The 23434-nt window shown below is 41.2% G+C and carries 22 protein-coding genes; 12 read left to right on the forward strand and 10 right to left on the reverse strand.

What is annotated here, in order from left to right; genetic code table 11:
* Positions 1 to 36 precede the first annotated feature (36 nt).
* Positions 37 to 525 carry a hypothetical protein gene (locus AACU25_RS34305; RefSeq protein WP_096583354.1) on the reverse strand — a complete coding sequence of 163 codons (489 nt, stop codon included), beginning with the start codon at positions 523 to 525 and terminating at the stop codon, positions 37 to 39.
* Positions 526 to 1488: 963 nt separating this feature from the next.
* On the opposite strand from AACU25_RS34305, the gene AACU25_RS34310 reads away from it, so the two are divergent.
* On the forward strand, positions 1489 to 1734 hold the full coding sequence (locus AACU25_RS34310) for a helix-turn-helix domain-containing protein (protein ID WP_096584449.1): 246 nt from the start codon (positions 1489 to 1491) through the stop codon (positions 1732 to 1734).
* A gap of 132 nt (positions 1735 to 1866) precedes the next feature.
* A complete protein-coding gene (locus AACU25_RS34315) occupies positions 1867 to 2775 on the forward strand; it encodes a hypothetical protein (protein ID WP_096583356.1) in 909 nt (302 codons plus the stop codon).
* Between the two features lie 80 nt (positions 2776 to 2855).
* Here the strand turns inward: AACU25_RS34315 and AACU25_RS34320 are convergent, their stop codons facing one another.
* Positions 2856 to 3323, reverse strand: coding sequence for a hypothetical protein (locus tag AACU25_RS34320; RefSeq protein WP_199347498.1), 468 nt, complete (start codon positions 3321 to 3323; stop codon positions 2856 to 2858).
* A 1306-nt stretch (positions 3324 to 4629) separates the two neighbouring features.
* Between AACU25_RS34320 and AACU25_RS34325 the strand changes: the two genes are divergently transcribed.
* Positions 4630 to 8322: a plasmid replication protein, CyRepA1 family gene (locus AACU25_RS34325; RefSeq protein ID WP_096583358.1), complete on the forward strand. Its 3693-nt coding sequence runs from the start codon at positions 4630 to 4632 to the stop codon at positions 8320 to 8322.
* 368 nt (positions 8323 to 8690) lie between these two features.
* Complete coding sequence (locus AACU25_RS34330) at positions 8691 to 9773, forward strand: tyrosine-type recombinase/integrase (protein WP_321206870.1); 1083 nt, start codon at positions 8691 to 8693, stop codon at positions 9771 to 9773.
* 115 nt (positions 9774 to 9888) lie between these two features.
* Here AACU25_RS34330 and AACU25_RS34335 read toward each other — a convergent pair whose 3' ends face one another.
* Positions 9889 to 10470, reverse strand: a complete 582-nt coding sequence (locus tag AACU25_RS34335; protein WP_096583362.1) for a hypothetical protein — start codon at positions 10468 to 10470, stop codon at positions 9889 to 9891.
* A gap of 114 nt (positions 10471 to 10584) precedes the next feature.
* Between AACU25_RS34335 and AACU25_RS34340 the strand changes: the two genes are divergently transcribed.
* Together AACU25_RS34340 and AACU25_RS34345 are read left to right on the forward strand one after the other, a co-directional pair.
* Positions 10585 to 11067 (forward strand): hypothetical protein, encoded by a 483-nt coding sequence (locus tag AACU25_RS34340; RefSeq protein ID WP_096583364.1) that lies wholly within the window; start codon positions 10585 to 10587, stop codon positions 11065 to 11067.
* Between the two features lie 218 nt (positions 11068 to 11285).
* Positions 11286 to 11705 (forward strand): acyl-CoA thioesterase, encoded by a 420-nt coding sequence (locus tag AACU25_RS34345; RefSeq protein WP_096583366.1) that lies wholly within the window; start codon positions 11286 to 11288, stop codon positions 11703 to 11705.
* Between the two features lie 56 nt (positions 11706 to 11761).
* Here AACU25_RS34345 and AACU25_RS34350 read toward each other — a convergent pair whose 3' ends face one another.
* Positions 11762 to 12424, reverse strand: a complete 663-nt coding sequence (locus AACU25_RS34350; protein WP_096583368.1) for a hypothetical protein — start codon at positions 12422 to 12424, stop codon at positions 11762 to 11764.
* Positions 12425 to 12519: 95 nt separating this feature from the next.
* On the opposite strand from AACU25_RS34350, the gene AACU25_RS34355 reads away from it, so the two are divergent.
* Complete coding sequence (locus tag AACU25_RS34355) at positions 12520 to 12885, forward strand: four helix bundle protein (protein WP_096583370.1); 366 nt, start codon at positions 12520 to 12522, stop codon at positions 12883 to 12885.
* 39 nt (positions 12886 to 12924) lie between these two features.
* Here AACU25_RS34355 and AACU25_RS34360 read toward each other — a convergent pair whose 3' ends face one another.
* The 5 genes from AACU25_RS34360 to AACU25_RS34380 form a co-directional block, all read right to left on the reverse strand.
* Complete coding sequence (locus AACU25_RS34360) at positions 12925 to 13389, reverse strand: hypothetical protein (protein WP_096583371.1); 465 nt, start codon at positions 13387 to 13389, stop codon at positions 12925 to 12927.
* A gap of 8 nt (positions 13390 to 13397) precedes the next feature.
* On the reverse strand, positions 13398 to 14012 hold the full coding sequence (locus AACU25_RS34365) for a hypothetical protein (protein WP_096583373.1): 615 nt from the start codon (positions 14010 to 14012) through the stop codon (positions 13398 to 13400).
* Between the two features lie 28 nt (positions 14013 to 14040).
* Positions 14041 to 15063: a tyrosine-type recombinase/integrase gene (locus tag AACU25_RS34370; RefSeq protein ID WP_422641124.1), complete on the reverse strand. Its 1023-nt coding sequence runs from the start codon at positions 15061 to 15063 to the stop codon at positions 14041 to 14043.
* A 137-nt stretch (positions 15064 to 15200) separates the two neighbouring features.
* Positions 15201 to 15536, reverse strand: a complete 336-nt coding sequence (locus tag AACU25_RS34375) for a XisI protein (protein ID WP_096583377.1) — start codon at positions 15534 to 15536, stop codon at positions 15201 to 15203.
* A complete protein-coding gene (locus AACU25_RS34380) occupies positions 15524 to 15940 on the reverse strand; it encodes an element excision factor XisH family protein (RefSeq protein WP_096583379.1) in 417 nt (138 codons plus the stop codon). Before AACU25_RS34380 ends, AACU25_RS34375 begins: the two co-directional genes overlap by 13 nt.
* 491 nt (positions 15941 to 16431) lie before the next feature.
* On the opposite strand from AACU25_RS34380, the gene AACU25_RS34385 reads away from it, so the two are divergent.
* The 5 genes from AACU25_RS34385 (at position 16432) to AACU25_RS34405 (ending at position 22964) form a co-directional block, all read left to right on the forward strand.
* Positions 16432 to 19479 (forward strand): TnsA endonuclease N-terminal domain-containing protein, encoded by a 3048-nt coding sequence (locus AACU25_RS34385; RefSeq protein ID WP_096583034.1) that lies wholly within the window; start codon positions 16432 to 16434, stop codon positions 19477 to 19479.
* Positions 19469 to 20386, forward strand: coding sequence for a TniQ family protein (locus AACU25_RS34390; RefSeq protein WP_190445665.1), 918 nt, complete (start codon positions 19469 to 19471; stop codon positions 20384 to 20386). Before AACU25_RS34385 ends, AACU25_RS34390 begins: the two co-directional genes overlap by 11 nt.
* A 211-nt stretch (positions 20387 to 20597) precedes the next feature.
* Positions 20598 to 21026, forward strand: coding sequence for a TMEM165/GDT1 family protein (locus AACU25_RS34395; RefSeq protein WP_096583383.1), 429 nt, complete (start codon positions 20598 to 20600; stop codon positions 21024 to 21026).
* Positions 21027 to 21084: 58 nt separating this feature from the next.
* On the forward strand, positions 21085 to 21372 hold the full coding sequence (locus tag AACU25_RS34400) for a TMEM165/GDT1 family protein (RefSeq protein ID WP_096583385.1): 288 nt from the start codon (positions 21085 to 21087) through the stop codon (positions 21370 to 21372).
* A 287-nt stretch (positions 21373 to 21659) separates the two neighbouring features.
* On the forward strand, positions 21660 to 22964 hold the full coding sequence (locus AACU25_RS34405) for an NF041680 family putative transposase (RefSeq protein ID WP_096583249.1): 1305 nt from the start codon (positions 21660 to 21662) through the stop codon (positions 22962 to 22964).
* A 73-nt stretch (positions 22965 to 23037) separates the two neighbouring features.
* Here the strand turns inward: AACU25_RS34405 and AACU25_RS34410 are convergent, their stop codons facing one another.
* Entirely contained in the window at positions 23038 to 23259 is a 222-nt protein-coding gene (locus AACU25_RS34410; RefSeq protein WP_096583387.1) for a hypothetical protein, read from the reverse strand.
* Between the last annotated feature and the right edge of the window lie 175 nt (positions 23260 to 23434).

The raw sequence follows: 23434 nt of genomic DNA on the forward strand, positions 1-23434 counted from the left end.
AGCCATAGCATAGGGTGTCTGAAAGCCAAGCTAGAATTAACTACATGCTGCGTTATTACCAAAAAGCAGTGATTGAAATACTACAATCAATATCACAGATATAAAAGTGAAAATTGGCTGCTGAATCACATTACTTACTTCTTCACCACGTCCATAAGCCGCAACTCCTTGATATACAGAGAAGCAGAAATAACCAAATAAAACTATTGTCAAGGCGGTAAATAAAATCATTGGCAGACTAGTCAGAACTGCATTACTAATTGCTCCACCTGCTGAGGCATTAGTAATTATGCATTCCATTGCTTTTTGGGCATTAGAAAATATTGAATCTGCCCTTGCTGCTCTTGATTGCAAGGCAACAGAGAGCGTGGTTGCGACTGAAACTAATTGCCAGCGTACTGGAAATAATCTCTCGAGCAAGCTTTTTATAGCTCGATTAATTCTTGCTTTACTATCTACTTGCATAGATGCTGATGTAGATGCTTTAAGCAAAGCTAAAGCCACAGGGAATATTTTTCTTTGCATAATGCCGTCTTATTAGTAAACATGGTTAACTGTTATTTGAAGGCTGCTGCCTTTCATTGGAGGCTATTGTGAGGGTTTTCCCTCTACTATTTTAAAAATCAGAAGCCAAAATTCACAGTTGGGAATTTAGAATGCTCTATCCCTTTATAGGTAGAGTTTTAAGACGAGAATGTTTGAATTTCTTATCGCCCATAAGGGGACGAGGTTTTAACCTATACTAATCAGCTAGTCGTACAGAATATTTAACTGAATTCTGACCCCTGACTTCTGAGTTCTTCTTGATAAATGCTGATAATGAACTTTGGTTATTAACCTTGATAACTAACAATAGTTAAAAAATACCAGAATGCAATGATTCCAGACTTCTTCGTGAGCCTCAACCAAAATATTTTAGATTGGAATACTTTAATCCACAATCTAAAATTCGTTAACTTAGATGCTTTTACCCTGACCGTCCTTTGCTTCAATGAATTCCAATAGTGAGGAATAAAGCTTTTGTGCTAACAAGCATAATTATTTTGCAAAGGAACAATAAAAAAACTGTAGTCCAATTTATCTGGAATAAACAAAGCTTGCAAAATTTGTTTTACTTTCTATATATTTATTTACCGATTTTTACCACTTTGAAAGATTGACTAAATAATACATCTATGTATTCAATCAGAATTTCCTTATTATTTGTTTACAAATAACAACTTCTTAGAAAAATGTGCATCAAAAATACATAAACTACTTCGCCACACAGATACCAACAGTCAACCCCTGACCCATCACCAATGAAATATGTCCAAATCTATGGTTTTCATTTCTTCAATTAATACACAGTCGAGCCAGTATGTTTTTTTGTATGACATCATTTAGTACACTATTAGTGTATAGTGTGTTAACTAATAGCTGACAGTGTATAGAAAAACTAATAGTTAACCCCTTACTCTAGGAAGTGATAATGTGATGAATACCAGAATGCGAATTAGACAGGTTAAAGAAGTTGAAATTGAAGGGTTAGGGGAGCAGATCAAGCAAGCTCGATTAAATTGCAGTAAGTCTCTCGAGCAAATATGTGATGAGGTTGGTGTATCGCGCACTTACTGGTACGACATTGAAAAAGAAACTCTCAAAGGAGCGCTTTCAATTGAGAACCTTCGCAAAATCGAACAAGTGTTGAGTGTAGACTTTGGTGTAACTCTTGTTGGCGAGAGTAACGCTTAATTACATCGTTCTTCTTCCTATACTGCTACTTTCAATTTGTTGACTGGAGCTATTGCAACTATCCAGATAATAGAGGATTTATTTGCAATCGACCTCAAATTTACATTATCAAACTATAAGAGATGGGAAATCATGAACCAACCATCCTCTAGTAACTCAGAAATACCTGCAACAGAGGCCAATAAGGATATCTCCCATCAAGCAGATTCAGTTTCAGCAACTATTACAGTAACATCTGTGGAAATTTCTGAGCTGACAGAGGAAGAACAGCGAGATCGTCTACACTTAGAACGGAAGGTAGAAAGAGCATTTTTTGAAGCAGGTAAAGCGTTGATGGAGTTGCGAGATCGCAGGCTATACCGCTCTACTCATAAAACTTTTGAAGATTATTGCCGTGATAGATTTGGTCATAGCCGCCAAAAGTCAAATTACTTAATTGCCGCAGCTGATGTCTACGAAAATTTGACAACAATTTGTTGTCAAATTTCGCCAACTGAAGATTTGACAACAAATTGTTGTCAAATTCTGCCGACAACTGAGGGGCAAGTCCGACCCATTACGAAGCTAAAACCGCAGGAACAGTGGGAAGTATGGCAGAGTGCAGTACAACAAGCAGGTGGTAAAGTACCAACTGGTAGAATCGTCAAGGATGTTGTACAACGCATCATGGAGCGTACCAAAGTACCAAACACCTACTTTGTTGGCGAAGTCTGCCAAATCCTAACTAAGGACAATCCAGAACTTAGAGGTAAAGGTGGCTGTTGGGCAATTGTTACTCAAGTCAACGAATTTAGTTGTACCGTGAGAATGTGGGATGCAGAGTACACCATTGGGTTGAAGCATTTACAATCCTTTAATTACTTGCCTGATGATTGTCAGCAGATGCAACTTCTTAGCGATCGCATAAGTCGAGTGTATTCCAGTACCTTAGAGGAATCAGTGCAAAAATTTTTGGAATCTTTGGGAAAAGTGAACCGTCCTTATTTAACTACTTTGGAAGAGAAATTGTTGCGTGTATTGGAGTCGGAAATTCTCGCTTAAGATTCACCAGGCGGCTTTCATCGAAAATATGGGTCTCTTACCCCGTCCTTCAGCGAAGCGAAGGACGGCTTTACATGGATCTAGCAAACAACTACCAATCCGTTTGAACGCCGAATTAGTTGAATCTTGCTAGCTGCTATCTGTCCAAGCCTTCTCCAACTTGCATCGCTGACAGATATCTGTTTTTGTGTATCCCCGCTGACATAGCCAACTCCTTTAGGTGAATTGACTAAATCTCCTTTACGGAATCCATGACCAGTGGTAGTGCCGCCATATTTTCGGCGAACTCCACCTTTGGCGGGGAGCATTAAATGCAGTTGTCGCCTGGAATAGGGAGGGCGACGAATTACGAAAAATTGTGCAGGGGTAATAGCAACAGAGCCAACCCAATGAGCTCCGTCCTCTTTTTTTCTGTGATACTGTCGATACTCGACAAAGTGAGTCGCTGCGATGGCAACTCCATCTACTGTATGAGTGTTAAATTCTGCCTTGGATTTATCGGACTTGTTCTTGACCAGTCCCAGGTGCTTGCGGGTTGAGGCTAACACCTGTACCAATCAGGTTTAGAGTGAATCCGGGCTAGGGAAGTACTCGGAAGTCTGTGACATCTAGCAACTCAAATGGGCTATTCACCGCTTACATTGTCCAAATTGGTTTGGTCAATCCTCGTCCCTTTTAGGGAGAGGTTGGTGAAATTTGCAACATCATCAGCAACACGGAAGATATCAGCCCGTTTTAATACTGTCCAGGAGCAATTCATGTTACTCTAGCGAAAGTAATGATACCCAGAAATGGTCTTCGTCGATGTTTGAAGGAGGTGAAACCGACAAAAGCAATATATTGAGATAACCAGAATGTGAGGGGAGTCGTTAGAAAACAGGATTGGTGTCCGAAGGACTTGGCGGTCAAGAAAACACCAAAATTGTTTAGAGCCTAACGATACCTTACGACCGACCCCTGTTGCCAATATTAGCATATAGGGGATGGAGTAGTATGCCTTTTTTTAGACAAATAGCAAAAAAGGCATCTAGCGCTACAATTTCTCCCAACTCTAGCCCGACTCTAGGTGGAAAACATTTTGATAGCTAGATCTAACTATTCACAAATAGTTTAGGCAGAAATTTTTCGGCTAGATGCCTCTTATATGAGGATAATGTCGTGAATCATCAATTTTTCGAGCTAAAAGCTGTTTTGTTTGACCTTGAGCTAAAACATAGCACTGATTTTTTTATTTTTTGACTGACAACGCCCTAAGCATTACCTTGACTTAGGGAATTTTGGCAAGTCACTCCAAAAAGAAATCGGTTAGCTGCCCACACGCTAGACATACGCTATGCGGTTAACAACTAACCGTAACAAATATAAAAGCAATTTCAATGTAACAATGTCTGCGTCATAGAGGTAAAGTGAGTGTAACTTTAATTAAGTGGTATCAAAGAATGCCAAACTAACTTCTTAAGTTTCGTTCCTTAGAATTTCAGCCTTTTAAGGAGCACAACTGGTTTTTTATAAATCTCAAATCTTTTTCTTAACTGAGTTGAGATGAAGTTGTTAGCTTTTGGTAACACATGATATTAACGCCACTACTTTCGCCTCAAAGAGTAGGGTTAGGGGTCCTTTCAAAAGTAGGTATTTAGGTTGGCGAAAAATAATTGAGAAATATCTTCAATTATGTAATGAAATTTTAAGGTTTTGGACAATGATATTTGTTTTAAAAGCCAAAATTCAAATCTGAACAACCTCAGCTTGAGAAAGAGTAAGAAGTAGGAGAAGAATCTTCACTACAATCTACAACCCACCCTCTCAAACAGTGGGTAGCTCCGATGAACACAATCATCATCGGAGAATGAAATAATGACACTTCCCAATGTAATTAATATCAATGTTACGAATGGAAAAGACCAATTAACAGAGAACCATTGGCTTGAATGGGTAACAGCTTCAGGTGTTGACCCCCAATTAACTGCTCTCAATGTCCGTTCTTTGGGTGGAGCGATAGTATACGAATATTTACTTTACGCACTACCCCAAACAGCCAGACGTAACGATGGGCGATTACGAGATGGATACTTAAGAAAATATGCCCACACGACATTGGGGGGATGGTGGGTAAATGGACTAGACCCACTCAACAATTGGCTTCCTATGGAATGGGGGCGTTTCAAACCAGATCATCCCCGCATTGATTTTGAGAAAAACAAACCCGTCAAATACGAATCTCCTCCCAAAACACCCAACCGCATCACTTACTTTGATATCCCCAACTGTATTTGGGATAAAATTGCCCAGCGGTACAATATCAAACGATATCATTCTCCCTTAGGATTGCGTCTGTTTGACCGACTCAACCCACGCTTATTTTGGGAGTGGGTGCAGTTACATAGAGAAATTCCCATCATTCTTTGTGAGGGAGAGAAAAAAGCAGCCTGTTTACTCAGTCATGGATTTGTAGCGATCGCACTTCCAGGAATTTGGAACGGACGCGTGGGAGCGCAGGATTTTGATGAACGGTTACACCCAGACTTAGTACCATTAGCTGGGAGCGGACGCAAGTTTATTATTCTCTTCGATTATGAAACAAAAGCTTCGACCCGCTGGTCAGTTTTTCAAGCAACAGTTCGCACTGGTAAAGCAATTGAGGCATACGGTTGCACAACTGAAGTGGCGCTATTACCAGGGCCAGAAAAAGGTGTTGATGATTTTGTGGTCTCTAGGGGTAAGGATGCTTTAGCACTGCTGTTGGCAATCATTGATGATGCCAAAACACTGGCTGATTATCGGCGCTCGTATCGTGCTAGAAAATGGGGACTGAGCAAATATAAACCAGATGTGACAGTCAATATCAAATATCTCACCCAAGCTTTGGAGATTCCCAATTTTGATGAGGAAGCAAAAGCACAATTGTTCACCTCCAAGGTTAATTCTCATTGTCCACCTCAGTCCCTAAAACAACACAGTCAGACACAATTAGCTTTACAGCAACCCCAAGACATGACTCCAAAAGCTGAGTCACAAGAAAATTCTCTCACCTGTGCCCAATATACTTCTGGGAGCAGAGCATCTTTTCGCTTTCCTCAATCAGGGCTTGTGGTTTTGTGGAGTGATATGGGTACAGGTAAAACTGAACTCATGCGCTGGTGGCGTAACCAAAATCCAAAAGCAAGATTCCTCAACAACGGACATCGCGTTAACTTGCTGAAAAATTTGGCTCTGCGCTTAGAAACTGCCATGTACTCAGAATTAGGTTACGTAGGCTTAGCTCAAGCTACTGCTTTGAGCATTACTATTGATAGCTTGCATAAGCTCAACACTCAAGCCCTCACCTACGGCTGCATCTTTATTGATGAAGCTTGCCAATACCTCACACACCTTTTGCACAGTAACACTTGCAAGGAACATCGCGCCGCAATACTCGAAGTACTGGAATATATAGTATACAATGCACCACTGGTTGTCATAGCTGATGCTCACATGGACGACGTTACCATCGACTTCTTTCGAGCAATGCGACCACAACCAGAAGTTCCATACATCGTTAAAAACGAGTGGCGAAATGGAGAGCGGACTATTTACTGGTATGAAGGTAATAATTCCAGCGCTCTAGTTGCTCAAATTTCAGCAGCCCTGATGAGTGGGCAAAAAATTATGGTAGTTTCTGACTCGAAGCGCTTTATTAAAAAACTTGAACAGTCACTCACAGTGCAAATCTGCTCAAAAGACGACAACAGCGCTGACAAGCAAAATCTGCAAGCCTTGAAGAATCAGCTACGCATCTGGTCTATCCATTCAGACAACTCCGGGGCTGAAGAAAACATTGCTTTCATCAAAGATATTACCAACGCCGTCAAAAACCTCGATGCTTTACTAACCTCTCCCAGCCTCGGGACTGGAGTAGACATTGCCCAATATCATTTTGATTTGGTTTTTGGTGCGTTTCATGGAGTTTCCCAAACTGCAACTGAGTGCGCCCAACAGCTGTATCGTTATCGTCCCTTAGTTCCATTTCACGTTTGGGTGGCAAAGCGCCCTCCCTTTGGCTACAAAGACACTAACGCCGCCAAAATTAAAGAACGCTTACTGCAGACTAACGAAATGACAGCTTTTTTGTTGCGAATTGACCGTCAAACTGGCTCTCGTGGCGCAGAAAAAGATTGGGCTCTAGAGGCTTACTGCCAAATTTTGGCCAACCGCAACCAGTCTATCAATAATCTGCGTGATGATTTGCGCTCGCTGCTGTCGGAGATGGGCAATACATTTATCTCCGTAGGGAGTGATGACGATCTGCTTTCCCTGGAAAATTTGAAAAAATCTGCGGCGGTTTTGGATACTGCTTATCATCTGGCTGTTACCAGGGCTAATGATATTACAGCAACTGAGTATCGTCAGCGTAAGAGCAAAGATTACTTGCCACCAGAAGCAGTTTTTGAGTGCGAGAAGTATCGTATTCGGTCAGCTTACGGTATGGAGGTCACCCCCCAACTCGTTGAAAAAGATGCGGGTGGTCGGCTAATTGGTGCGCTTGCCGACTTAGAAGCAATTTTAGAAGCACCATTCGATTCAATTGTTGACCCAAAAACGGGGAGGCAATATCCAGCACCACCAAAAATTGTCACAGATAAAGACCGCACCGAACGCGAAAAATTACCTTTATGCATCGACTGGGGGAATTACTCGGCGCGATGGCTGGCCCGCTTCAATTTGGGTTTACATCACATTCTTCAACGATTGATAGCCGGGGGCGAGATGACGGCAACCGACCCAGACTTACTGAATATGAGGGAGATTGCCTCACATTGTGCTGCTCATATTAAAGCAATTCTTGGTTTTACCGTCCCCTCTGACTGCGAACCCATTTGGTTACTAGCTATTTTAGTTGAGCAGCTGGGACTCAAGTTGTCCTGCCGCAAACAGGGGCCACGCGGTCAACAAGTGAAAATTTACTCACTTTCACTAGAGGAATTAGAATTTGCTTTTCATGTAATTGCTCACCGTCAACAAGGGCGTACCTTCAAAGAGTCGAATACAAGTTTTGCCCACAAAACTCCCACTTCATTACAGGTGATCGTGCAGCCCCAATCTGCTGTAGAACGAAAACAACAGCCCGTATCCACCCCCCCCCATAAATGTATAGCTAACTCCCCTCATCAGGGGGGGGATACTACGGATTTTAGCTGGAAGAGGCAGGGGGGAAGTGAGCAGGGGGCAGGGGGAACAAGCCCCGCCCTTCCTGGGTGCTTGACTGAGGAGGAATACAAGCTCCATCCCGGTCTTCCCCCTCGCTTCCTTCCCCCTGCCCCTTTCCCTCTTGCTAACCTACCTCCTACTGACTCCACTACCCTACTCCATTGTGTGGAAATGCTTCGTTCTGTTGTTGCTCAAGGAGTGGACGCAATTAAAGTCATTCTCAAGCGATGGAGTGGAGTTTTGCGCTGGGAGACTGTGTTGGAGTGCGAAGTGAGATATCCTCATGAACTGCGACAACTTCATGCTGCTGTCCCAGAATTTTATGCCTTGCTAAATGAGGAGGTTTTACCGATGGAAGGATAAAGTCGGCAATAGGGGAGCGGGTAACCCGTCCACCTCACTGCTCACCAAATCTTAGATTTGGAGGTCTTGAATCAGTCGTGGGTCTGTATCCCCGACTGATTGATTCTTACGGATGTATTCTTCAATTCTCTTTTAGGTGATCGCTCTGCCACATTGAACTACACTAGCATTTCTGGAGCGATGGGTCTTTCCAGTACTGTTCGGAATGTCCAGTGCGATCGCCTAAGTCTTGAGCATTTTACCTTGTACAACCTCAGCATTCTAAAGTAGCTAAAGCGTATATTAAATTACATTTATTATGAAGAATAATTATAGAGAATTTGTTGGTTGAAAGTGAGTTAGGGAAAGCATATTGCGGGAGAATAGGGTTGATATCGAAAACAGCCATTTTCGTGCCCAATGCTATGGAAGATACTGCATATTCCCAAGAGCGTGCATCCCCAAAAGCAAACGATGATACCGGATTTGATGATGCGGTGGAGTCATTAAAAAAATCTCTAAGAGCGCCAATTGAGCGGTATTTTGCGGCAACTGCTGATGAGCAGGATGTTATTGCTTTGATGCTTGCCAATATCCGCGCCGCCAGTACGCGCCGCGAATACCAAAAAGATTTGCGGAAGTTTTTTGTCGCGATGACTGGGATTGAGCCGAATCCTGACAGTGTGTTAGAGTTTTTGCACCTCAGCGAAAAGCGGGCAGTGGCAGTAGTATTGAAATATAAAGCTAAACTGCTAGCTCTGGGATTGAAAGAAGCAACGGTTAACCGTCGCCTCAGCAGTATTAAATCCTTGGTGAAGTTTGCTCGCAAGTTGGGTGTATGCAGTTATACCTTAGAAGAGGTTGAGTTGGAGAGGGTAAAGGCGTATCGAGATACCACCGGGGTAGATGCTGAAACCATCAACAGTGCAATTGGGCTAATTGAGCGCTCAACTGTTCGTGGAAAAAGAGATTACGCGCTATTGCGTCTTTTATGGGAAAATCTGCTGCGTCGCGATGAGGTCAGCAAATTAGATGTGAAAGACTTTGATCCCCATGAGTGCAGATTACGGATTTTGGGGAAAGGAAAGGGCACGAATGATGAATGGGTAAAACTATCAATGGCTTCGATGAATGCTATTTGTGATTGGTTGCAAGTGCGAGGTAATGTAAGTGCCGCTTCACCTCTATTTATCTCTCTTGATAACCGTAGTAAAGGACATCGACTAACTGGTGATGGCATTCGCAAGATTGTGGTCAATTATTTTGATGCAGCTGGTGTAAAAAAGTTAATGTCACCGCATCGCATTCGCCACAGCGGGATTACAACTATTTTGGATGCAACTCAAGGAGATGTGCGGAAAGCACAAAAAGTTAGTCGCCATGTGAAGCTGGATGTATTAATCCAATACGACGATAACCGCAAACAAGGTCAGGATGAAATGACCAATTTATTGGCAGATATGATTGATTAGCTTTGCACTTGTAACACCAAAGCAGACGCTACATATGGCTTGCTTCCCTGTTGGGTACACCAGGCAACTGGCTTTGAGCAAACGCAGTGGCTCCAAAATCTAAAATTGGTATAACCTATTGCGCTACTGGATGGTAAAGACCATCTTCTGGGTGGAACTCCCAACCAATACTTCTTGGGTCGCGGTTACGAGTCCAACTGATGAAATCTTTGGTGGAAAGTTTTTCAAAGTGGTCTACAAGATATGACGCTGTTAAACCTAGTCTTGAGGCTAAGTTTTGGGCTGGTAATGGTTGAAGTTCTAGTTGTGGTGGGTGGTAATTATTTGATTTGCGCTTAGCGCTAGGATATGAGCGCCCAGAGAGGACAGAAATTGCTCCTTCTATTTTTGCTAAGCGTTGGGCAATGGCTTCGGTTTTTTGCTCTAACAGTGAAAGTCTTTGTTTTGAGCTATCTTCTACACCCGATTCTATACTATCTTCTTGCCTATTAGCGAGTGCGGTCAGTTGGGCTTCTAGATTGTGTAGACGAGTTTCTATACTCACTTCTGTACCAGAAATTGGCCCCAGGACATGATACAAACCCTGGATAACTAAATCAGTAGCAGTGGTGTGACGTTCTCTTGCGGCAGTGCGGAGTGCTTTAGTTAAGGTTTTGGGAAGTTTGAAGTTAATTGATTCGCGTTCCATAGCAGCCATGTCTACACTACTTATATACTCTAGTACAGACAGTTTACCGCGTAGAAGTCGGGTTTTTGAGGAAAGGAACTGTTGCCCAGAAGTGAAAAATTAGTACTATAGGAGAAAAGAGTCGTGCCTGCTGAATTATATAAAGCTGGAATTATTGAGGTTGATGAGGATATAGATTTTACTGAAGAGGAAGAACTTTGGGATATTACAGTTCATTTTAATGGTGAAATGTTTACTCCAAAGCTTGCCTGTATCAGCAAACCTCAAGCTTTTGAAATCGGCAAAAGACTTTATAATTGGCTAGAGAATAATTATCGACGAATACAGGGATTTGAATTTAAGTGGGAAAAATATTCTGTAGAAAGAACCAGTATTAGAGAGTATCCTTGTTGTTATTTGCCATATTACTTTTTAGAAGAAGGTTTAGATGTTTTTACCTTTGAAGAACGAGATTCTGAAGCAATAGCATATGGCTGGATTACTGCTAGTCCTTTACCTTACTACATCGGATTAGAGGGGTTGATAGTTATTGAGGATGTCACAGATGATGCTCATCAGGCAGGATGGTGTCCTGCTTGGAAATTAACTAGAAAAAATTTTTTTTGAAATCGCCCCACTAGTCATTCTGAATTCAGAATTCTGGCTACTGAGTTCTTTTTCCCGCAAATATTTCTCCTCATTATTTAACCCTTCTGGCTCCTGAATTCTGATTCCTGTATTCTTAAGGTTTCATTGCTGTAGTGATTTTATCCGAAAAATCTCCAGATATAGCCTAATAGTATTTTAACCAATTGAATAAATCCAAATTAAGAGAGTTTGAATTAATGAATTTTGAACTGGTTTCCTTGCAACTACAGGTACGTCCGAATGATTTAGATAGTTTTGGTCATGTTAACAATGCTACTGTTTTAGAGTATTTAGAAACTGGGCGTTGGCATTGGCTAAAACAACACAACTTACAGGGCAAACAGAAAATTCTTCCGGTTGTTGCTCGGATTGAAGTTAATTATCGTAAAGAAATTCTCCTGGAAAATGTGATGATTCATACCAAGTTAGAATCAGACAAGAAAGCATCTAACTACCAAGCAAATTTTTGGCAATCAATTGAAATCATCAAAGAAGGCAATCCATTAGTTGCGGTTGAAGCTCGCATCAAATTAGTATTCATTGATTCGACCAAACGAACTTTGCGGACACTACAAGAATTTTTAGAAGGGGCAAACGATAATACTTTAACTACTTGAGCTTAAATAAAATTTCTACATTAACCAGGTAATAATCTGCCCACATTCAAAATATTTCATTTATTTTGGCTATCGTTTTTTATTATCCAAATATTCTGATTCTGATAAAAATCTCCACGCTGCTCTAAATTAAACCCACCCAGCAGCAATCCCAACCATACCTCTACCATCGGCATTTTCAAAGCATGTTGAAGTTGGGGAAGCGAAATTTCATTTTGGATATCTGCAAGGTAGTAAGCGATCGCAGTTTGCCACTTGTGCACATCTTCATCACCCGCAAGCTTGTGAACATCTTCTACAGTCCTGACTTCCTCCAACATTTCTAAGACTTTCTCTTTCTCAACAGGTGCTACCACTGAATCACCATGTAAGGCAGAGTTAGAAAACTGATGTGGCCCATGTGGTCTGAAAGTCTGCGGTATTGGAGATTCAATTAAATCATCCAAATCCAGCTGCATTGTAGTTCGCACCAACCCAGCAAAAATACTAGTGCTGACAATCGGCCCCTCAGGACTATTGATCTCGCGCACATCTTGCAACAGCATCGTCGCCCGAGATTTGAGAATCTCTGCAATTTGATTGAACGCAACACCAGCAGTTTCTAACTGTGCTTCCACAGATAAATCGTGGAGTTCTGCATCTAAATAATCCCACACCGGAGCAAGTGAAGAAGTTGGTGGCGCAACTGAAATTTCATCAAGCAAATCCCAAATTTTCATAAATTCAAAATTCAAAATTCAAAATTCAAAATTATAAATGGTACATTTGTACTAAGTTCAGTTAAAATATTTATTGATGATAGAGTTGTATAACAATGAATCAACAACAGCATATAACAGATAGAACATTTAATTTTGCAGTAAGAATTGTAAATTTATGCAAAATATTAGATGAAAAACCTGGAGTTGGAAGAGTTTTATATAAGCAGTTAATACGTTCTGGAACTTCTATAGGTGCTAATGTTGAAGAATCCCAATCGGCACAAAGTAAAGCTGATTTTGTGAGTAAATTACAAATTGCTTTAAAAGAAGCTAAAGAAACAAAATATTGGTTAAGAATATTAGTTACTACTAGTATTGTGGAAGAACACAAGCTCTTGCCTCTTATTACAGAGAATGAGGAAATCATCAAAGTTCTTGCAGCCATAGTAGTTAAAACTAAACAAAATCAGTCATCATAATTTTGAATTTTGAATTTTGAATTTTGAATTTTGAATTAATTACTCCGGATGTAGCGGACAGGGACGCACTGGACAGTGACTAGGACTAATCTCAAACATATCCTTATATTGATACAGCGAGACACCATATTCTTTGGCAAAAGCCTGCAACACCTTATCTGTATAGGTGCGTATCTTGCCAGCAGTCAGCCCAAAGCAGTGAATTGGTTCCAGACGACAAATGGGTTTTTGCCCCAACCATAGTTCAGCACCCAAGGCATGTAATGGTTTATCTCCTGGCTCCTTGTATAAATACAGTACAGCAAAATACGTGGCAGGTGGTTCGACTGTGAGCGAATCAATCTGCCCAGAATCATCTTGAGTGCGACGGCGGTAGAACGAACGGCGATTGTGGCAAATGCGCGGATTCCAGCAGCCATCCCCTTCTGGCCCGTGCAGCACCCTAGCCTTAGTTGTTGGTAGCTTGGCGCATAACTGACACTTGGGGTCTAATGGTTTGGGCATATCTGTTTTCAATTGCTCAGTATGCCAACCAAAATTTCCATTAATCCTGGTAATTCTTCAGGCACCCGATATAATTTTAAGTCTTCAGTTATCTGTTTCTCTTGACGAAGATATTTAGCAAATCGCCAATCTTCACCAGTAGTTACTGCTCCATAAAGAATAGGCGTATCTGAGTTTATCCATTGGTCAAGAGCAATTAATTCCACTGCTAGTTGGATAAATCCTCTACTTAAATCTGCTTGCTTGGCTTCAATTACTAACAAACCTCTACCTTTATCAATGTAATAATCCAAACTACCTTTTAGTTGGTCACTCACATTAATTGGATATTCAATATTCAATTGAGTTTGCGTAATTTCACATACTTCTAATAATATAGGTGCAATAATTGCTTGCTTGCGTGCATCTTCACTTAGTAGCTTGACTCGTCTGAGATTCCGCTCAATCAATTCTTGTAATTCTTCTGTTCTCTTAAGTCTAGATTCTAATTTTGGTAATTGTAAACGTTCACGTTCATAAACATAACCCAGGTCAGCCAATATATCTACTGGAGAAAATGGTAGCTCAAAATATTTACTAAATGTATAACTTTGTCCTGGTTGAATTATTCGTGGGCGACTCATAATTTTCTAGTGTAAAAATAACCAATTATTATTCTTCTTGATCCTCTCCAATAGCACGATAATAAGCAGCGATCGCTGCCTCTTGTTCACTACGTAGAGTATAACGCCGAAATGCTTTCTCGCTAGTATGGCCCGTCAGCTTTCGCGCATGAGTTGGGTCTACACCTAACAGCAATAAATCGGTGGCGTAGGTATGCCGAAATTGGTGGGGATGTAAATCTTTAATGCCAGCCAGTTCACCGATTTTCTCGACAGCAAAGTAAATACCGTGATAACTCAAGCGATCACCCTTATATGAAGCATGATGTGAAATCATTAGTGGGCTTTGGCTATTTAATTCTTCACCATGCTCGGAGCGCGATCGCAAATAAGTAGCCAATACTTCTCGGCTTTGGGAGCGCAGTGGTACTAAGCGTGGTTCATTTGTTTTGGTATCTGGTAAGAAAAGGAGTTTACCATCGAAAGAACCAACATTTAACTCTACAATTTCCCCGGCACGGAGTCCGTGAATGAGGATATGGACAAGTGCAGTATCTCGAAGTTTTGTTTCTCCCAGATACTGCAAAGCTGACCAAACCAATTGCATTTGTTCTGTGGTTAAACTCTGGGCAGGTGGCAGAGGTATTTTTTCTAGTTTTACCCCCATAGTGGGATTAGTAGTAATGATTTCTGGATAAGTAAAACACATCCATTTGAAGAAACTCTTGACCGCAGCTAGGCTTGCATTAATGCTACTTTTGGAAAGTGGTTTACCTGCTTGTGTACAGAATTCTTCCATCAAATATTGTTTGTACTGCCCTATGTGACGCGATCGCAGTTCATGATAGTGTAACTGTGTCCATCTCAAAAACCGCTTGAGTTCGCGTTCGTATAGCTTACGGCTGTTGGGTGCGAGATTGTTGCTGCGTAAAAATTCCAATACCTTAATCCATCGGATATCAGTTGGTGAGGCTGTTAAAGTAGCTCTTTTAATACCTGTTATCTCTCTATTAACTGTGGCATCTTCAATTGGAATTAATTTAATAGGTGGTAAATATTCGGGATTTTCCATCATTTATTATTTAATAACCGCCAGTACTTTTATCAGCAAACTATAAAATTACATTTTCTAGCTGTCATGCTCATGGCTCATCAGTATCTTTTGCTGCCATTCACTTTATATTCTTATAATTTTCTACCTGTTCATTTTTAATTAACTGCATAGTCTGTAAATTGACGCTTGAATGGCGAATGAAAGCCAATTACAATATCTTGTTTAGGTATTCCCAAATGAATCAGTTCTTCGGCAACTTCATCTTCTGTACCATTGTGTTGCAGCCAGACTTTTCCATCTTTAATATCAATATGTAAAAAACAGCCATAAATGCGACGCTGATTTTTCCAACCCACATTCATCAGTTGATAATGGTCGCGTTCGGTATCAAATAGCATTTGCGTTTCTACATCTGGGTCAGGACTACCAATTTCTGCATATGACAGTAGAAGTTGTTTTACTATTTCTCGATACTGATTTATTCTATCCATTCCACAATTTCCTCGGTTTCTGGGTTATAAACTATTAATTTTAGTTGATGAATCCGGATAATATTTTGTACAAGCCGGATGGTAAAAAATGAACTATAAGCATCAATTGGTACTGCTAAATACAGTATGCGTTCCGGTTCAATTTCAGATAGTGCTAGTCGGTAGTTAATAAATTGTCCCAGTGCTGTGTGAAATTCAGAAATTGCTGATGTTCGTACAAAACTTTTGATCTCTACTGCAATTTTTACCTCACCCCTTTGGGCAGCCAGAAGCTTTTCGGCACCCAAATCAATATACATATCCCCTAATTCAAAACTGACTGGCAATGGATCGTGGGTAATTTCCCATCCATCGGTAATCAGTCCATGCTTAACTGCATCGTGAAAAACATCTCTTGCTGGCATATTTTCAATCTTCTCGAAATAGAACCTCCATATTTAGCGTCCCCTAAGGGAAACCCATCGAACTGGCGATTGCTCCCGTATACTCAAGCCTCAACCAGACTATGCCTGACCCCACTTCTGTGCTTCCAGGATAGGCTTTCTGGGAGCAGGCTTCAAGAGCGTAGATAGCGATCGCCATCCTCCGCACTTAAGAGCATAACTTAGGTCTTTGCTCATATTATGGTTTAGATTACATTGTTGTCACTGAAATCATAAGATGAGCAACTCTGAAAGCATAAGATGGGCAACAGATTGCTGGAAACAGTATTAATTTGGTCAAGAGTAACAAGCAAATATAGGGGTATTGAAAGTATAAGTTGAGCAAAAATATGATTGAGAAAGTATAAGTTGAGCAAACATTTTCAACACTTCGTTCATAAATATACAGCATTGTGCTGAGATCAACATTAGGAGAGACATTGGCAGGCAACACACTCTCCTAACCTAAAATTATGCTTGACAAGCAAGAATTTAATAATTGGTGCCGTCAACAAAACCTCAGTCAAGCAGCGCAGGCAATAATTGAGGAGATTCGCAGCACTAACCCATCTCGTCGAGTAACTGGAGCAAGGAAAAACGTTTGTGGCAGTTACCCCTCAAGAAAAATGGGAGTGACTATTCAATTCGAGAGCCATCATAACGAATTAGCACGTATTTATGAACTCGAACATGACCCATCCGTACTCGAATATTACGACCAACCGCCAGCAATAGAATTAGTCTATCAAAGCAAAAACGGGCGAAAAAACAGACACCAATATACACCCGATTTCTTTATAATTCGGGCAGATTCAGCTTTTTGGGAGGAATGCAAAACCGAACTAGAACTAAACAAGCTGACTCAATTGAATCCGAATCGCTATTGCAAAAACTTAGATAGCAAGTGGCATTGTCCCCCAGGTGAAGAATACGCTCATCGTCATGGTTTGGACTTTCACGTATGGTCAGATGCTCTAGTTAATTGGAAGTTTCAACAAAATCTAATTTGGCTATCAGATTATTTCGGATACTCATCAGGAATTCTCGACGAAACCGAGCAAAGTTTAATTTTAGACACAGTAAAAAATCATCTAGGAATAACCCTGGCAGAACTGTTACAAATTGAAGAAATAAATCCCGATGTAATTTATTGGTTAATTGCCAACGATAAACTTTACGTAGAACTGAATCAAGTCAAACTCTCACAACCAGAAACCGTACTCGTATTTATTAACTCATATGTTGCTTTATCTTATGAGCAACTTAAATCAATAGAGTCAAAAACTCAAGATAGTAATCAAATATTACTCCAAATAACAGTAGGTACTAATATTTCTTGGGATGGAGAGTCATGGGAAATAGTAAATACTGGGACGACTGCTACTGGATTATTACGTGCAGATGGCAAACTTATAGAACTACCAAATGTAGCATTCACAGCATTGATTGATACAGGTAAAATTGTAGGAGTTGAGACAAAACAAACCGCAAATATTCAAGCAGTGGCGGCGGAAATTATTCAAAGAGCAACTTGTGAAGATATTATTGAAGCCAACCGTCGCTACAATTTAATACAGCCATACTTAGGAGATAATCCCAGAGCATATCCAAGCAGCACAATCCGTCGTTGGCGTACTCAATACCAAAAAGCTTTACTCATCTACGGTCATGGATACCTGGGATTACTGCCCAAGCATAAAAGTAAAGGCAATCGTACTCCCAAAATTGATTCTCAAACCCAAGAATTTATGCTCGAATTTATCATAGAGCATTATGAAACACCCAAACAACGCAGAAAATTACGGGTCTACGAGGCATTTGTCTTAGCGTGCCAAAACCATGAACCCCCATTGAAACCACCATCGAGAATCACGTTTTGCCAAGCGATTAAACAGCGAAGCGGGCACAATCAAACCAGAAAACGTCTTGGTAATCGAGCAGCTATTGCCGAAGAACCATTTTATTGGGAATTAGAGCAGACTACTCCACAACATGGTAGTCGTCCCTTCGAGATTGTCCATATTGACCATACTCAAATTGACATTGAATTAGTCAGTTCCCTGGAATCTCTAACTAATTGTTATGTTGCTACAAACAACTCAATTCATCACAATTTAGGTCGTCCTTGGGCAACCTTGATGGTTGATGCATATAGTCGCAGAATTTTATCAGTTTATCTGACCTTCGATGAGCCGAGCTACCGTGATTGTATGATGGCAATTCGCATATGCGTTGCTAGATTTGGACGGTTTCCACAAAATATTGTTGTCGATAACGGACGAGAATTCCACAGCCACTATTTTGAACAATTATTGGCATCTTATACTTGCACGCTGAAGTATCGACCACCAGCACATGCGCGGTTTGGTTCAATAGTTGAAAGACTATTTGGTACAGCGAACACACAGTTTATTCATGAGTTGCAAGGTAACACCCAAATCAAACGCCTTCAACGTAAAGTCACTAAATCTGTCAGTCCCGAAAGATTAGCAATTTGGACATTAGAACAACTATACTCTGCCTTTTGCGAATGGGCATATTCGGTTTATGACCAACGATTGCATCCGGCATTAGGTACTAGTCCCCATGATGCTTTTGTCGCTGGGCTAGCAACAGGTGGAAGTCGCTTACACCGAAGAGTGGCAGATGACGAATTATTCCAAATTCTGACTCTACCAGCACCAGACCAACGAAAGCGTAAAGTTCAGCCAGGAAAGGGTGTCAAAATACACAATATTTATTACTGGGCAGATGTATTCCGTGACCCAGAAATCGAGAAATCAATGCTGTGGGTTCGTTACGACCCTTGGAATGCAGGAATTGCCTATGCCCTAGCACAAGGACAATGGGTAAAATGCATTTCTTCTTACTATCAATACTTCCAAGGACGTTCCGAAAAAGAAATCCGGCTTGTCAGTGCAGAACTTAATCAGCGCCAACGCAATTATGGGCGCAAGTTAACAATAACTGATAGAGAACTTGTAGAATTTTTAAACTCAAAACATGCTCAAGAAGGTGCCCAGTTATGCAGACGCAGCTTGGATATTCATTTTGAACGCTACAAAGCTGAGAATGAAGAAGATTTAAAAGCTTTCAGAGGTGTTGTTCAAACTTTCCAACGTCATTTACCTTTTGAAGAAGAGCCTGATTTACTTCAATACTGGGACTTTTGCTACGAACGAAGTTTCGGTTGTGTCGGTATTCTCAAAGATTGGTTATCTCAAGCATTGGCAACGGCGTTACACCAGGGAGCTAAAACTCTCACTTTGTCGCATTTAAAATCTTCTGCTTACTCTTATGAACAATGTATGATTATCGTCAATGAAACAAGATTAGGAGAAAAGCAACTTGAGTTTACCCCAGATAGTTCGGCTTTGAGAATTGCTTTAGGTTTAGAATCTCATCATGGGTCGGTTACACATAGCACTTCCCAGACAACCAAAACTCAATCTCGTCGTTCTTCTACTGGTAACACTAAACCTCAACGTCGTCCTGTTGGAGGTGGTGAAAATGTCGGTTGAAAGTTTGGCTAATTATGAGTCTTGGGACTTAACAATGAACCAACTTCCAAAACGCAGCCATCTTTATTCTCTTCAACCAATAGGTTTTGGTACACCCACAGTTGAAAGTTTTACTAGTTACTTACAGCGCTTGGCTGCTGCACATAGTGTCTCGATTGCTAGTTTAATTCGCTATAAAATTACACCGTTATTTATCCAGAACAATCAACCACCGGATCTCTTGAAAGCTGATGATGCTATCAAAATGCTCATCACTGCTTGGCATCGAGAGCCTGCACTTTTACAACAGCAGTCTGCTAAATTTTGGTTAGACCGAACGCAACATGTCTTCAAAGTGGTTTCCATCGTTGAGAAATTAACTGCTAGACGGGATCTGAGTTTTCTGACTTTACTTCAATGGCATTCCTGGCGACTTAACTTCAATCATATTTTCCATACTGAACAACGTTGGTGTCCTGGTTGCTATCAAGACTGGCGTGAAGCGGGAAAACCTATCTATATCCCTTTGTTGTGGACAATAGAAGCTGTCAGTGTTTGTCCAGTTCACCAACGTTACCTGCAACTGCGATGCTTATACTGTGGTTGTTTTCAACCATTTCTCAATTTGGAGTGCCATTGTCTTGGCTATTGTTGTGCGTATAATGCATGGCTCGGTCGGTTTTTCGACAATACTGCTAAATCTCAGGGGTCTCGCTTTGATTGGGAAAAGTGGGCTGCTCAATCTATCGGCCAGATTTTCGCCGCTATGCCAACACTTAGTGAGAGTTCTTTTTCTCCAGAACCCCAAAAGTTCAAATATCAGCGAAAACCTACTCTCACTAAGTTTTTAAGGTGGTGTTACAAGCTAGGAATTAACCCACATGAGGGTTTGCAAATTCTCTCGATTATACCAAGTGTACTCAGTTGAACCCAGACCAGAGTTACTTGACGCTGCTTCCCTTATCTAAGTAAGCATAAATTGAGCAACCCGGTTTGAAACCATAAAGTGAGCAATTTGCTCATCTTATGCTTACAGTGACAATTTGTAACTATGGCTAAACACTAGTTGCAATTTATTACAACAATCTGAGAAAATGAGAAGAATATGAAAACAATCTAGTAATCCAAATCTATTGCCTGTGAAACTTGATTCTGCACCTCTAAGCCTTTCTGGAATATCTCAGACTGAAAACCAGCCAGAACTAAAAGACAGTACCGATATTAACTTAACGACTGCAACCATTGAGCCGCTTCAGCCTGTAGTAGCCGATAGCCCCAAAAAGCCAGAATCAGTAGCAGTTATTTTTGGTACTACCTTTGTTACCATCTTTCTCGCCGAGATTGGTGATAAAACTCAGCTATCTACCTTATTAATGAGTGCAGAATCTCATGCACCTTGGTTAGTGTTTATGGGTTCTGCAGCTGCATTGATTACAACCAGCTTATTAGGCGTACTGTTAGGAGGCTGGATAGCCAAGCGACTCAGTCCCAAAACCGTAGAGACATCAGCAGGTGTGATGTTATTGCTAATTTCCATCATGCTCTTTTGGGATGTAATCATCGGTTAATAGCCAATAGTCAACAGTTAAAAGTCAATATTCAACAGTTCCCTTATCTCAATTAATTATGGATTGGCATCTTTTAGGACTAAGCTTTATTACAGTTTTTTTATCAGAATTAGGTGATAAAAGTCAGTTAGCGGCGATCGCGCTTTCGGGACGCAGTCAGTCTCGACGTGCTGTGTTTTTTGCGACTGCGATCGCTCTAGTATTAACTAGCTTACTAGGAGCATTAGCCGGGGGAGCAGTGGCAGAATTTTTACCCACCCGTGTTTTAAAAGCGATCGCGGCTGTAGGATTTGCCATACTCGCAGCACGTTTACTGTTATTTAACGATTCCGAATCAGCTTCATAGCTTTTGTTTTGTTGTCATTGGGTAATGGGTAATTGGTAATTGGAATGAAGAATTTCCCCCAGCCTCGCTAATTCCCTATCCCCCTGCTTCTTCATAGGAAATCCCTTACATACTGGACTTTAGACTAAATAGGGTTGGCGGGGAAAATAACACTGAGAGAAAAATAGTCAAAAAAAGGACATAGCTGAACAGGAGAAAAATCCGCGAACAAAAAAAGCGGTCAGCGATGTTGAACTAACCGCAAATTGGTCAATGCTGATAAAAGGAAAAAAATTAACAGCTTGACCATGACATTAGAAAAGCTTAAACAATTTCGCACAGGTGTGTACACTATCCTGGGTAAAGCCAAAGATGCCTTATTCGACTTGATGGATGCAGTGTTAGTAACACGTAGTATTAATTCATTTGCAGAACTATCAGTGTCTCCCGTGTTTCGCAGGCAATGGTCGAGTGTATACGAGGCAATACAAGACGGAAATCCGCCCCGAACCGAACTGATGAAGTTGTATATAAAACAACTCAATCCCACAGAAAAAATCATCTTAGCAGGAGACCATACAGCTTGGGCAAGATTACATGCCCCAACATTGAAAGACCGAACCTATGAGCATCAAGTTCAACCCATGTCAGGGGCAAAACCCGTAACCTTGGGACAAGGCTACAGCACCATTGCAGTTGTGCCGGAAACAGAGGGCAGTTGGGCATTACCCCTATTACATGAACGCATCACCAGTTTTGAGAACCCAATTCAAAAAGCTGCCGCACAACTAAAACTAGTATGCTCAAACCTGCCAACAAGCCCCATTAGCTTGTGGGATGCAGAATACGGGTGTGCTAGTTTCGTGAAACAAACAAGCGATATTGCCGCAGACAAATTAATGCGTTTGCGCTCCAATCGACTGCTGTATGGTGCGCCCCCACCTTATGGCGGCACTGGTCGTCCCCGTATCCACGGTGATAAATTTAAACTCAACGATTCGTCTACATGGTGGACACCTGACCAAATCATTGAAGTCAACGACCCAAAAATGGGGCGTTTATCTATCCGCTTATGGTGTAATCTTCATTTTCAACAGTCCAAAGATCATTCCATGAATTTGATTCAAATTCAGCGCTTAGATGAATTTGGTGTGCCAAAAAACAAGGCTTTATGGTTGGTGTGGGTGGGACTATCTATGCCTGCTTTATCCTCATTCTGGCAGCTTTACTGCCGTCGATTTGCCATTGACCACTGGTATCGTTTTGCCAAAGGGCGCTTGCATTGGACTCTGCCGCAATTGAGTACCCCAGAACAGTGTCAGCGGTGGAGTGACCTTTTACCCCTGATGACTTGGCAACTTTGGCTTGCACATGGGATTGTACATGACAATCCTTTACCTTGGCAGAAAAAACAGTCCAGATTGTCCCCTGGACGGGTCGCTCAAGCAATGGCAGCAGTTTTCGCCGCCATTGGTACACCGTCTGTTTCACCCAAACCCCGTGGAAAGTCTCAAGGCTGGCTTGCTGGCAAAGTTCGCCTGCGTAGAATTCGTTATCCTACAGTTAAAAAAAGTACTGCCAAGCCGAAAAAAGAACAACCACAGTCCGCTTGACATTGAGTTTTTTTGCTTTGAGATGTGTAACTTGTCAACTCACTGCTGCTGGGTCATTTTGTCATGCTTTAGTCTAAACTCCAGTCAGTTCGGTTCGGGGCGGATTTCCGTCTTGTATTGCCTCGTATACACTCGACCATTGCCTGCGAAACACGGGAGACACTGATAGTTCTGCAAATGAATTAATACTACGTGTTACTAACACTGCATCCATCAAGTCGAATAAGGCATCTTTGGCTTTACCCAGGATAGTGTACACACCTGTGCGAAATTGTTTAAGCTTTTCTAATGTCATGGTCAAGCTGTTAATTTTTTTCCTTTTATCAGCATTGACCAATTTGCGGTTAGTTCAACATCGCTGACCGCTTTTTTTGTTCGCGGATTTTTCTCCTGTTCAGCTATGTCCTTTTTTTGACTATTTTTCTCTCAGTGTTATTTTCCCCGCCAACCCTATTTAGTCTAAAGTCCAG

This window comes from Tolypothrix tenuis PCC 7101 (assembly GCF_963874875.1).
Classification (GTDB): Bacteria; Cyanobacteriota; Cyanobacteriia; order Cyanobacteriales; family Nostocaceae; genus Aulosira; species Aulosira tenue.

Coding starts and splice junctions, on each gene's coding strand:
- AACU25_RS34350 (WP_096583368.1), bottom strand. CDS start 12,424: ATGAAAATTTGGGATTTGCTTGATGAAATTTCAGTTGCGCCACCAACT.
- AACU25_RS34400 (WP_096583385.1), top strand. CDS start 21,085: ATGGATTGGCATCTTTTAGGACTAAGCTTTATTACAGTTTTTTTATCA.
- AACU25_RS34325 (WP_096583358.1), top strand. CDS start 4,630: ATGACACTTCCCAATGTAATTAATATCAATGTTACGAATGGAAAAGAC.
- AACU25_RS34345 (WP_096583366.1), top strand. CDS start 11,286: ATGAATTTTGAACTGGTTTCCTTGCAACTACAGGTACGTCCGAATGAT.
- AACU25_RS34380 (WP_096583379.1), bottom strand. CDS start 15,940: ATGCCAGCAAGAGATGTTTTTCACGATGCAGTTAAGCATGGACTGATT.
- AACU25_RS34365 (WP_096583373.1), bottom strand. CDS start 14,012: ATGAGTCGCCCACGAATAATTCAACCAGGACAAAGTTATACATTTAGT.
- AACU25_RS34355 (WP_096583370.1), top strand. CDS start 12,520: ATGAATCAACAACAGCATATAACAGATAGAACATTTAATTTTGCAGTA.
- AACU25_RS34375 (WP_096583377.1), bottom strand. CDS start 15,536: ATGGATAGAATAAATCAGTATCGAGAAATAGTAAAACAACTTCTACTG.
- AACU25_RS34385 (WP_096583034.1), top strand. CDS start 16,432: ATGCTTGACAAGCAAGAATTTAATAATTGGTGCCGTCAACAAAACCTC.
- AACU25_RS34405 (WP_096583249.1), top strand. CDS start 21,660: ATGACATTAGAAAAGCTTAAACAATTTCGCACAGGTGTGTACACTATC.
- AACU25_RS34305 (WP_096583354.1), bottom strand. CDS start 525: ATGCAAAGAAAAATATTCCCTGTGGCTTTAGCTTTGCTTAAAGCATCT.
- AACU25_RS34410 (WP_096583387.1), bottom strand. CDS start 23,259: ATGACATTAGAAAAGCTTAAACAATTTCGCACAGGTGTGTACACTATC.
- AACU25_RS34310 (WP_096584449.1), top strand. CDS start 1,489: ATGCGAATTAGACAGGTTAAAGAAGTTGAAATTGAAGGGTTAGGGGAG.
- AACU25_RS34315 (WP_096583356.1), top strand. CDS start 1,867: ATGAACCAACCATCCTCTAGTAACTCAGAAATACCTGCAACAGAGGCC.
- AACU25_RS34390 (WP_190445665.1), top strand. CDS start 19,469: ATGTCGGTTGAAAGTTTGGCTAATTATGAGTCTTGGGACTTAACAATG.
- AACU25_RS34360 (WP_096583371.1), bottom strand. CDS start 13,389: ATGCCCAAACCATTAGACCCCAAGTGTCAGTTATGCGCCAAGCTACCA.
- AACU25_RS34335 (WP_096583362.1), bottom strand. CDS start 10,470: ATGGCTGCTATGGAACGCGAATCAATTAACTTCAAACTTCCCAAAACC.
- AACU25_RS34370 (WP_422641124.1), bottom strand. CDS start 15,063: ATGGAAAATCCCGAATATTTACCACCTATTAAATTAATTCCAATTGAA.